The sequence below is a fragment of the Microcoleus sp. S13_C3 genome, assembly GCF_036700905.1.
In the GTDB taxonomy this organism is placed as follows: domain Bacteria; phylum Cyanobacteriota; class Cyanobacteriia; order Cyanobacteriales; family Microcoleaceae; genus Microcoleus.
Window position 1 is genome coordinate 1 of sequence record NZ_JAUBPT010000215.1, and the last position, 11,178, is coordinate 11,178.

The following is an 11,178-nucleotide window of genomic DNA, read 5'->3' on the forward strand; positions in this document are numbered from 1 at the left end:
CTCCGGAGCTGTGTAAAACTCACTGTTTCTATACTATCCAATCCGGTGTCATCATTAAAAACCTACCCCTGAAAGCCTTATTAAGGGGGGTGAAAGGATTGTCTGCGACTCGCTCAAATGCTGTGAGTAAGGCTTCTACTTCGGCTTCGCGTCCATAGAGTTTTTGCGGAATGTGGAACTGCCCAGAAATATCTTGAGATCCCAAGGGAAATTCTGAGATATTTCCTTGGGTTTGTAACTGATGCAAACATTCTGCTAAATCATTTTTGATTCCGAAACCACTTTGGTATCGCTCCTCAGCGGTTTTTGCCATCAGTTTCATTACAATATCTGACAGGGCATGGGGAATTTCTGGATTAATTTGATGAGGAGAAATTGGCACTTTAGCAATATGACAATGCACTAACTCCAGGGCATCATTTGTTTCAAAAGGAACTTGTCCTGTCAGCAACTCATAAAAAGTGACACCGAGAGAGTAAAAGTCGGTGCGGTAATCTAGGGAACGATTCATTCTTCCTGTTTGTTCAGGTGAAATATAAGCTAAAGTACCTTCTAAGACGTTAGGATTTTTTAGCGTAGGATTTTCGCGGCTGAATTGAGTAGAAATACCAAAGTCTATAATTTTGAGTCGCCCAATTTCTGGGTTGAAAATAATATTTCCAGGGTTAATATCTTTGTGAACAATATTCGCGGCGTGAATACTGCTTAGAATTTCAGCCGTTTTAATAGCAATGCTCAGAAATTCCTGTAGGGGCAATACTCCCGTGGCTGAGTCCCTACGCTCATCCATTAACTGTTTTAAAGATGACGCCCCAAAATCCTCAAGAATGATACACAGGGTCATCTGATAGGGTTTTAATTCATAAGCTTTAATTACTCCATCTAGATTCAGATTTCGGGTAATTTCATATTCCTGCTTATAGCGAACCAGTTCGGAGGGAGTAGGATAGTCTTCTTTGAGGAATTTAAGGATGACAGCTTGGTTGTCCTGTTGCCGGATGCCTCGATAGACAGTGGAGTTGGTACTTTCGTAGATTTGAGTAAGAATTTGGTAGCCGTTAATTTTAAACATTTTCAGGTTTCCATGATAGAGGGAAATCTTATTAAAGATAGTCAGCAATCATTATCGGCGAGCGTACTGATCTATTATAGTAGCGGAGGATGCTTTGATACCCATGCTAAAGGTGAAATCTTCACATTAGAGCTCTTGCAAAAATAACGAGGATGGGCTCTTCGGCCCATCCCACAAGAGTTATTTTTTCTTGTGGGATGGGCCGAAGAGCCCGTCCAATAAATTTATGAAAAGGACTTTTGCAAGAGGTCTATTAATATACTGCCGCACATTCTCTATCACAGATTACCTCATGGCAATAGCAGGTAACTTTCATTACCTGCTAATTTACAACGAGAAAAACAAGAGTTTTCTCATCTTTATTGCTGGAGTATTTTCACCGTGAGATTTTTTTTAAGTCCCCTATTTTAAGTATCAAATCTGTTGGTTCACCAATCATCTCCTAAGCCGCAGATGCTCTATCTAGGGTTGATTTGTCTCGGATTTGGGGCCGCAGTTCCGTAATTGACTCGACAGCCGATATTGAACAAACTCGAACTGCACTCAAGAGGGACAATCTGCTGATCGAGGAGGGCGCTGCAACTGACATACTGGTCATTATTAGTATCTCTTACCATACATTCGATCGGGTTAGCTCCCGATCGCGCCGCCCAACTCTTCATACCTACGACTGCAATCATATGCTGCCAGTAGAAAGCAAATAGCAAAACTCCCAAAAGTACAGCAACGGCTAATCCTGCTTTCAACTTCCAACTATTTAGGACGTTTCCCAAACTGTTTTTCACGTTTTCCACCCCAGAAATTGAGCTTTCGGTAGTTATTTCTGGAGTTGGCAAGTTTGTTTGTGTTTGTTCTGCTGGAATTTCCGACATAATGTATCTCCTATGATTGCTGGGATTTGGCTAAGCTGGCAGTTGCGATCGCTATTGCAAACTTTATCAAATTTTAGCAAAACTAGCCTGTACCGACAACCGATTGGCGCAGCACCACCGGGGAAGTATGTACATTCACCAAGGGGGGTCGCGATTTCTATGCCTTTTGAGGTATTGCCCCATTCGCGTTAGCAGAGCCCTCGAAGAGGATCGGCTATTTTGCACCTAGGGCAATAGAATTGTTGGCGATGTTCTTGGAAAACGGCTCAAGTGAATCAGCTTTTTTTTTGAACCGCAGAGGGCGCAGAGGGCGCAGAGAAAGAGCAAAGAGAGAGATATTGACTGTCACCAATCATTTATGGTTTCGATAGCAGTTCTAATAACTCTGATTCCGAAAGTAGTTCGATTCCCAAAGATTGAGCCTTTTCCAACTTAGATCCCGCATCTTCTCCCACAACCACATAATCAGTTTTAGCACTCACCGAACTTGTGACTTTACCTCCTGCTTTTTGAATCAAATCTTTAGCTTCATCTCGTTTCAAAGTGGGCAAAGTTCCGGTCAGCACAAAGCTTTTGCCTGCAAGTTGTAAATTTGTGCTGGCTAAATTGGGATTTTTTACTTCTGACTGCAATTGTAAGCCTGCTGTTTTCAACCGTGCAATTAAACTTTGATTTGCCGGCACTCGAAACCACTGATAAACAGCTTGAGCAATTTCCGGCCCGATGCCGTAAACGCCCTCAATCGATGCCGCCGATACGGCTGCTAACTCTTCTACATTTGCAAACCTTTCTGCCAGCAATTGAGCATTCACGCTGCCGACGTGGCGGATGCCCAAGCCGTAAAGTACGCGCGAATAAGGTTGATTTTTGGATTGGGCGATCGCACTTACCAACTTTTCTGCTAACTTCTTACCCATGCGTTCCAAACTCATCAATCTTTCCGCTGTCAAATCGTACAAATCCGCCGCAGAATGCACCAGATTGCTATCAACCATCTGCTGCACCAACTTTTCGCCAACACCGTTAATATCCAGAGCATCCCGGCTGCAAAAATGAATCAGCGAACCCCTCAAAATTGCCGGACAAGATGTATTGATGCAGCGAGTAACGGCCTCCCCCTTTTCCCGAACCACAGGCTGTTCGCATTCGGGACAGCAACTAGGCATTTGGAAAAGTTGAGCATTTTGGGGGCGAAGTTCCGGCAAAACTCGCACAACTTCTGGTATAATTTCCCCAGCTTTTCTGACAATCACAGTATCGCCAATATGGAGATTTAGGTCGGAAAGTCGATCGCTATTATGGAGAGAAGCCCGCGAAACCGTCGTCCCCGCCAACTGCACCGGTTTGAGTTCCGCCACAGGCGTCAGAGCCCCGGTTCTGCCTACTTGTACGGTGACAGCTTCTACTATTGTAGGGACTTCCGCCGCGGGATACTTCAGGGCGATCGCCCAACGCGGAAACCTCTGAGTAAAACCCAATTGTTTTTGCAGCAAAACCGAATTAATCTTAACAACAACCCCATCCGTCATGTAAGGCAAATTTCGCCGCTCAGTATCCCAATATTCGTAATACTCGCGAACCTCATTCAAAGAATAGCAAATTTTGCGATTGGGATTCACCTTAAACCCCATTCGTCGCAACAATTCCAACGAATCCCACTGCGTGTTACCCTCCTTACCTTTATCTAAATGCAGAGTATAAGCAAAGAAATCCAACCTGCGCTTATCCACAATTTTAGAATCCAACTGCCGCAGCGTACCCGCCGCAGCATTGCGAGGATTAGCAAACAATTGTTCCCCTGCTTTTTCCCGTTCCCGATTAATTTCCTCAAACACAGCTAAAGATAAAAAAGCTTCTCCCCGCACTTCCATAACAGGCGGCGGATTATCTAAATTGAGCTTTAAAGGAATCGATCGAATAGTTTTGACATTTTGAGTAATTTCCTCTCCGGCAATGCCGTCTCCCCGCGTCGCACCGCGAACTAAAACTCCATTTTCATAGGTTAACGCTAAAGCAGAACCGTCAATTTTTAACTCGCAAACATAGGAAACCCCCCCCAACCCCCCCTTGCTAAGGGGGGGAGTAATTTCCCTATTTTCCTTATTGCTAATGGAAGATGTTATTCCCTCTTGTCCCCCCCCTTGATCAGGGGGGGTTAGGGGGGGTGCATTTCCCTCTTGAGAGGGGGTTAGGGGAGGTACATTTCCCTCTTGAGAGGGGGTGAGGGGAGGTGCATTTCCTTCTTGTCCCCCCCCTTGATAAGGGGGGGTTAGGGGGGGTGCATTTCCTTCTTGACCGGGGGTTAGGGGGGGTGCTACCCTTTGCCAGCGTTCCTGCCATTTAGCAAATTCCTCAAAATTAAAAGCATTTTCCAAACTGTAGAGAGGAATATTGTGTTTGACGCTAAAAAATTGAGTAGCAGGCTGTTCTCCCACGCGCTGAGTCGGACTTTCGGCAGTAATTAATTCCGGATAATCTGATTCTAATTCTTGCAACTGGCGATAAAGTCGATCGTACACCTCATCTGGCATAATCGGCGCATCGAGAACATAATAAGCATAGCTAGCTTCCTGTAGCTGCTGCCTCAACTGTTGAATTTGCTGCTGGATTTCGGGTTGCATATTAATTTGAAAATGTATATTTTTTAACCGCAGATGTATAGGATAAACACAGATCGTATATAGCAATCCTAAATCATTTGTAAAAATATGTAGGGGTAGTGCCCCCGTGCCTACCCCCTATCTATCGGGGCAACCACGGGGGGATTGCCCCTACAAGAATTACACGAATCATTTAGGATTGCTATAGTCATCGACGCACCAAATATTTGTCTGGTGCTTATGGCGGATCTTACCTTACTTATAGCGGATTTTACCACTAGCTGGGTCACTCTACGGTTGTAGTTTGGAGATTTAAGATTGATTAACGAGCCCAATCTTCAACTTCATAAAGGAAACGGCTTCCACCCATCAGCTTGCGATTGGCCGAGGTACTTTGCACAAAAACCGCATACTTTTCTAGATTGCTTGGTTTGATGCGAACAGTCTCGCCCATTGGCAAACCCAACATTTCTCGCGCCGCTTCTCCTTCAAACAAATCCCCTGTCGAACGTTCCATCAGCACAATTTCTTTCTTACCTTGGATAGTTTCTGTTTTAGTAAACTCATAAAATCCGCGCCCGGTTTTAAAAGCCAAACCATTCTCTAAAACAAAAGCTTTAATTGAAATTTCGCTGTCTACTTCTAAAATCTGAAATCTCCCCGGTTTTACGGCTCGCAATTCTGCCAATTCGTAAACAGTGGCGTCTTCCCGCTTCAGCATGGTATCAAACATCTTGTTTAATCCACGACTCATGCGACCTTGACTGACAACTTCTTGTTCGTAAGCTTGCAGTTGTTCGTTAGATGACTGTTGGTAACAAACGGCTAAAAAGAAATCTGTAATGTAGGAAAATTGGTCAAGATTGAGGTGAAAACCGCCCGATTTTTCTGCTAGTTCTTTGTAAAATAAAGTAGCGTGCTGGCGGTTGAGAGCTTGGATGCCGTAAACGGTAATTCCCATCTGTGCTAACTTATCTAATTCCTGACGCCAGTTAAGTTTTTGAGGAGTTTGAGCGGGTGCGTGGGGGATGTCGTCGCCAATTAGTACCAAGGTTTTGGAATTAGTTGGAGTCCAAGAAAGTGATTGAGCTTCGTGCAAGACTAATTCGTAACATTCTGGAGCATCGCCGCCGCCAGTTGGCTCTACATTTTGAACAAAATTGCAAATTGTGCCGACATCGCCGGACAAATCGAGGTGTTTAGTTACGTATGTGCTGTCAGCATCGCAATAGTCTCCGTGGGCAATAATGCCAATCCGAATGCCAGGAATTTCATCGAGCAATCTCGTTACCGTCTCTTTGATTTTCCGACGAACTTGTGTCAAACAAGGCTACATACTGCCAGTTGTATCAAAGCTAAAAACGACTTCAATATTTTTGGTTTCCATGACCTCACTCTTCCTAATAAACAACTAATTTTTAGCTCTACTATAGCTGACAGAAAAGGAAACCCCACTAAAACATTCATCTTTTTTTAATTAGGAATCGTCTTTATAGCTGCCTAATTCAGCGCGTAAATTATCTATCACAAATTTAAGTCGGGAAAATCCCCAAATGGCTTGTTTTCTCCTGGCAACACGGAAGGTTGAATATAATCACCATCTTTTTCGCCGTTTAATTTGCCATTGGCGGGGAATTTGGTGAATTCTTGAGCGTTATGCTTGAAAGCGAGCGGTTCAGCGTGTTCTACCTGAAATACGTTGGCGTAGAGGTTGGCAATAATTTGTTTGCCTCCCTGGGTCAATTCCAAGTAGTTCAAAGCTGCAGGAATGTAGGGAAAAACTCCATTCCAATAAAACTTGGCGTAATTTTGCCGCAAATCTCCCGGAGACTTGTAGCCCAAGATTTTATTAGTGCCGACTTCCTCAAATTCGTAGAACAGGGCACTTATTTTTCGCAGGTAATTTGGATCGCTCAACTGACCGATCAAATCAGCGGCCCTAGCGAGTCCAGAATAATTATTTCGGTCTTGATGAGTTTCGCTAGCCGGAACTGGGAAGCGCGTCAATTCAATATTGCGCTTGATTTGTTCGGCATCAATTAATGTGTGGCCCCCGAAGCGTTCGTCAATTACGAGTTTTCCTCGATCGACATGATAAGGAGTTAAACTGGCAGAAGTTGCGCCGATCGGCACAGAAACCATGCGCCCGTCAATACCCGTAGCGTAGAGTCCCACAGCTTCTTGGTCTTGGCGGCACACACCTTTGACGTAGCCGATATCGTGACACAGCAGCGAGATCAGGTAGTGCAGCCAATCTTCCGGCGACACTCCCCCTTCGCGAATATGCTTGCCCCGGAGAATCTCTTGTCCCACCAAAGCCACGAGCATTGTGTGTTCCACATTGTGGTAAAGAGCATCGCAGTTAGCGATATTTTCCAGAGCCATAGTCCCTGCCCAGGCGATAATTTCAGGGTAGTCAGGCTTGTACTTGCCGTAGGTGCGACGGTAGCCGGCCTGCAACTCTTGCACAAAAGCGTCAATCAGGATAGCAGTTGCATTGAACATCATAAATTCTCCCACTCAGGCTGTAGTTACAAACTCGATCGAAAATATCTTGCATAGCTGAAAAAATAATCAATGGGCATTCCAGTAGGTTTGACCCCTCGGCGTTGAATTTTAAATTTCAGCTAGTCTTGTCAGGTCAGAAAATTGCTTTTTTGGCTATGCTTCCCAAGATAACCTAATTTCCGAAGCATCCCAAGCAACAGATCGATTTTTTGGCATTAAATGTTGGCGAAACAATTTACATCATTTCACCGACTAATTATTAGAAGTCCTAGGTGTGAAAGTTATGAACAGTCTGTTTTCGAGCCTCTCCACTGCTGCCCTTCGCACTCGGCGGTCGATCGCCCCCAAATACCTAGGATTGTTTGCATTCACTGCTGTTTGCACTGCCGCACCGGCAATGGGTGCCGAGCGAATTTACGTAACTTACGGGCCGCTAGAAGAATCAGTTCCCATCCAATCCCTGGCACTGTTCGCCAAAGAAGGCAAAATAGACTCAAACTTGGACGGCTTCGCTCAGTACGTCAAAGAATCTCAGCTAGCTGAGATTCGCAGCGCCCTGCAAGCGAAAGCTGAAATCAGCCCCGTGACGATCGCCCAATTTCTCTACACGCCTCAAGGAGAAGTGCTGCTGAAACGGTTGGGCCGAATAATTCAAACCAAAGCTCGGCAGCCCGGATTTTATGCCATCCGAGCCGCCCTGATTTTAGCAGCCTCAGATCCAGAAGGCCTGACAATACTCAACGTGCTGCGGAAATTTCCCACCTATGGCATCAGGATTGACATCGCCCGTGGCTTAGGTATCGCCAACGAGCTGACATCGCTGATCAACCGTTCCAATCAGACGATCGCCGGAGTCGCCCAGTTGTCCGAAGCACAAGCAGCCTTAGAACCCGCCATACCGGCTGCGGCAATGCTGCAGCCCCAGCTACCTGGCCCCTATACTTGGAAAAAATCATCGGTAACTCTGACGAGTCCGAATCGCGTTAGCGAAGCCCTCGAAGAGGATCGCACCTTTGATATGGACATTTACCTGCCACAGCGGAGCCCGCAACCGGCCCCAGTAGTAGTAATTTCCCACGGTTTAGGTTCCGATCGCCTTTCCTTCGAGTATTTAGCCAAACACCTAGCCTCCTACGGCTTTGCCGTCGCCGTCCCCGAACACCCCGGCAGCAACGCCCAACAAATCCAAGACTTAGTAACAGGCAGAGCCAATCAAGTAGCAGAACCAGCAGAATTTGTCAACCGCCCCCTCGACATCAAAGACCTGCTCGATTATTTAACCAAACTTTCTACAACCGATCCGGCCTACCAAGGGCAGTTCGACTTGCAGCGAGTCGGCGTCATCGGCCAGTCTTTCGGTGGCTATACGGCTTTAGCATTAGCCGGGGCAGGGATTAATTTTGCACAGCTAGACAAAGATTGCGGACTCGAAAACGATAGTTGGAACCTCTCCCTACTGTTGCAGTGCCGCGCCCGCGGCCTAGAGCGCAAGCAGTACAATTTAGGCGACCCGCGCATCAAAGCTGTGATCGCCGTTAACCCGATCGCCAGCAGCATTCTCGGAGAAACAAACCTCAGCAAGATCCAAATCCCAGTCATGTTAATCGCAGGCAGCGCCGATACCGTCGCCCCCGCTTTGCTCGAACAAATTCAACCGTTCACATGGCTGACATCGCCCAACAAATATCTCGTACTAATGAACAATGGGACTCACTTCTCAACGATCGAGGATTCCCCTCAAAGCCTCTTCCTGCCACCACCAGAGGTCATCGGACCCGAACCAGCTTTAGCCCGCCGCTACCTCAGCGGACTCAGCCTAGCTTTCATGGAATGCTATTTGAACAATAAATCCAATTTCCGCCCGTATTTGGAGCCATCCTACGCTTTAAGCATCTCCAGAGACACCCTCGGACTGAGAATTTTGCGATCGCTCACCCCCCAGCAACTCCAGCAGTTCAGGATTTCTCCACCTCCTCGCATCCCGGCCTCTCCACCTGCGATCGCTCCTGTTTCTGCTTTGTAAAACTTACCTAAACTTTTCTAAACCCATTTTTAGACACAATTCGGAGTTTACTTCCTACGCTGTTGGGTAGACGGCTAATCCCAAGATAAGTAGGCTACCCCCCTGGCTGCCGAGGGTTCCCAATTCAAAATGTTGAGGCTGGCGTTAAAATCCCTATCTTAAAGATATGCCACAAGCAGGACAATCAAAAGTCCGAATGCTTAGTGGCATATCTTTTTTAGTGCCACAATTAGAGCAAGTTTTAGTGCTGGGGAACCATTGGTCTACCAGCACTAAATGTGCCCCATACATTTTGCACGCCATATCAAGTTGGCGTGTGAATTCGTAAAATCCTAGATCCGATATTGCCTCAGCCAGCTTGTGATTTGCCATCATGCCCTTAACGTTCAAACTTTCAATCTTGATTAGCTTGAAAGTTTGGGCGGTGGGAGTTGTTAGCTTGCGAAGGAAATCTAAACGAATACGAGCTATCTGTGCGTGAAGTCGGCTAATTTTATTGTAGGTTTTGCGCTGATTTTGGGAGCCTCTTACCTGTTTTGAGGCTGGGCGTTGCAAGGTAGCAAGCTTGGTTTTCGCTTGTTTTAACGGCTTCGGCGCATCAAAGACCTGTTGGTTTGACAGGGTGGCAAAAGAATTAATGCCTACATCGATTCCTACAGAGCTTTCAGATTGTTGAACTGGCAAACGTTCGGCATCAACGCAAAAGGAAAGAAACCAACGACTTCCTTCTTTTGAAATCGTAATAGTTTGAGACACGTAACCGAATTAAGCGGGCTTCGTAGAGCCGAAAATTTCCCAAGGTAGGAATTTTGATAGTGCTGCCAGCATTTAGTAAAACTTTGCCGTTAGACGAATCAACCGTAAAAGATTGACCGTCTCGGCGACTAGCAAATTTCGGATGACCTGCCTTCCCAGAACGATACCTACTAAAAGCATCTTTCAAGTTAATCCAAGCATTTTGATAAACTCGACTATACAACTGATTCACCCAACCAAATTCAGGCTGTTTCTTGACGCAGTTGGTGAGAACTTTTTTAACTTCGTTAAGTACCTTTGAGTCCGTGAATTGCCCCTCGCCGTACATTTGAGTTCGCAAGCTCAACCCCATGTTAAACACTACCCGCCGAAATCCTGCGTGTTTTGCCATCAAGGTCGTTTCTAGGTTATTTAGTTTTAGCGATCGCTTGATACCAAACATAGTTAAACTTCTTTGGAGTTGCTTTCTTGATTAAGTATAGCGGAATCCGCACAAGGATCTATACCTTCTATAATATTTTTAACTTTTGCTTTGTATTTCCGCAGTCCGTAAAGGCGGGAAGAAAAACAATGGATTATTGAAAGCAAGTCTTGAGTCAATTCTTCATACGGTGAAAGGCTTTCGGCGTTGGCGACAATAACCGTCCCACCATTCCACTGTAAGATTTGCTCGACGAGTTCAAAACCAAATCGGCACAGCCGATCTTTGTGGGCGACATACAGCACCCTGACTTCGCCCAGTATCGCCCATTGTACGATTTGCAAAAACTTAGGACGCTTGAAGTTGAGTCCACCCCCAACTTCCTGAATGGAATCCGTGATAGCAACGCCTTGCGCCAAGCAGAATTGTTCCATAGCCTGTACTTGACGAAGCAAGTCTTGTTTTTGCCCAGTGGAGGAAACTCGACAATATACGATAACTCTACTGGGTGGCGTTTTACCAGTCTTCAGGTTGCGGGCTGTATTAAGGTGACTTTCTGAATAAAGGCGCTGGTTTCCCAATGTCCTGTCAGGGATTAACTTGCCTTCACTTTCCCAGCGCCGTAACGTAGAGCCTGAGACTCCCACTAATTTTCCAAATTCTGCCACTTTCCACATAAAACTTCCTCTCGCCGATGAATTACGGATAAGTTTAGCAAACTATTGGGTACTTAAGTTTTGCTATTTCTATGTTTCGCGCGGGGGCGATGGCGTCGGGCCCCGCAAGCTATGGCCATCTCTCTCCTTTCATCAGCTTTCCTAATCACAGTCATCAGTTTAACTGTCGCTAAACCCCTTTACAAACCTTAACGATACCGTTAATAATATAAACATCATCCGAACATTGACAACCAAATACAGCAATCA

At 45.8% G+C, this 11,178-nt stretch carries 8 protein-coding genes and 1 pseudogene; 1 reads left to right on the forward strand and 8 read right to left on the reverse strand.

What is annotated here, in order from left to right; translation table 11 throughout:
• Nucleotides 1-100: 100 nt before the first annotated feature.
• From QUA16_RS33435 to QUA16_RS33455, 5 genes and pseudogenes are all read right to left on the reverse strand, one after another.
• Nucleotides 101-1,072: pseudogene (locus tag QUA16_RS33435) on the reverse strand (serine/threonine protein kinase); the annotation flags it as partial.
• A gap of 458 nt (nucleotides 1,073-1,530) precedes the next feature.
• Nucleotides 1,531-1,944 carry a hypothetical protein gene (locus tag QUA16_RS33440; RefSeq protein ID WP_333108838.1) on the reverse strand — a complete coding sequence of 138 codons (414 nt, stop codon included), beginning with the start codon at nucleotides 1,942-1,944 and terminating at the stop codon, nucleotides 1,531-1,533.
• A gap of 356 nt (nucleotides 1,945-2,300) precedes the next feature.
• Entirely contained in the window at nucleotides 2,301-4,565 is a 2,265-nt protein-coding gene (gene ligA / locus QUA16_RS33445) for an NAD-dependent DNA ligase LigA (protein ID WP_333108836.1), read from the reverse strand.
• Nucleotides 4,566-4,866: 301 nt separating this feature from the next.
• Entirely contained in the window at nucleotides 4,867-5,868 is a 1,002-nt protein-coding gene (locus QUA16_RS33450) for a VWA domain-containing protein (protein WP_333108834.1), read from the reverse strand.
• Nucleotides 5,869-6,068: 200 nt separating this feature from the next.
• Nucleotides 6,069-7,049 (reverse strand): Npun_R2479 family HD domain-containing metalloprotein, encoded by a 981-nt coding sequence (locus QUA16_RS33455; RefSeq protein WP_333108840.1) that lies wholly within the window; start codon nucleotides 7,047-7,049, stop codon nucleotides 6,069-6,071.
• Between the two features lie 286 nt (nucleotides 7,050-7,335).
• Here QUA16_RS33455 and QUA16_RS33460 point away from each other — a divergent pair, with 286 nt between their 5' ends.
• Nucleotides 7,336-9,075, forward strand: coding sequence for an alpha/beta hydrolase (locus QUA16_RS33460; protein ID WP_333108832.1), 1,740 nt, complete (start codon nucleotides 7,336-7,338; stop codon nucleotides 9,073-9,075).
• A 153-nt stretch (nucleotides 9,076-9,228) separates the two neighbouring features.
• Here the strand turns inward: QUA16_RS33460 and QUA16_RS33465 are convergent, their stop codons facing one another.
• The 3 genes from QUA16_RS33465 to QUA16_RS33475 are packed head-to-tail and all read right to left on the reverse strand — an operon-like array spanning nucleotide 9,229 to nucleotide 10,929.
• On the reverse strand, nucleotides 9,229-9,831 hold the full coding sequence (locus tag QUA16_RS33465) for an RNA-guided endonuclease TnpB family protein (RefSeq protein ID WP_333108831.1): 603 nt from the start codon (nucleotides 9,829-9,831) through the stop codon (nucleotides 9,229-9,231).
• A complete protein-coding gene (locus tag QUA16_RS33470; RefSeq protein ID WP_333108830.1) occupies nucleotides 9,770-10,273 on the reverse strand; it encodes a helix-turn-helix domain-containing protein in 504 nt (167 codons plus the stop codon). Before QUA16_RS33470 ends, QUA16_RS33465 begins: the two co-directional genes overlap by 62 nt.
• Nucleotides 10,274-10,275: 2 nt before the next feature.
• A complete protein-coding gene (locus tag QUA16_RS33475; protein WP_333108828.1) occupies nucleotides 10,276-10,929 on the reverse strand; it encodes an IS607 family transposase in 654 nt (217 codons plus the stop codon).
• Between the last annotated feature and the right edge of the window lie 249 nt (nucleotides 10,930-11,178).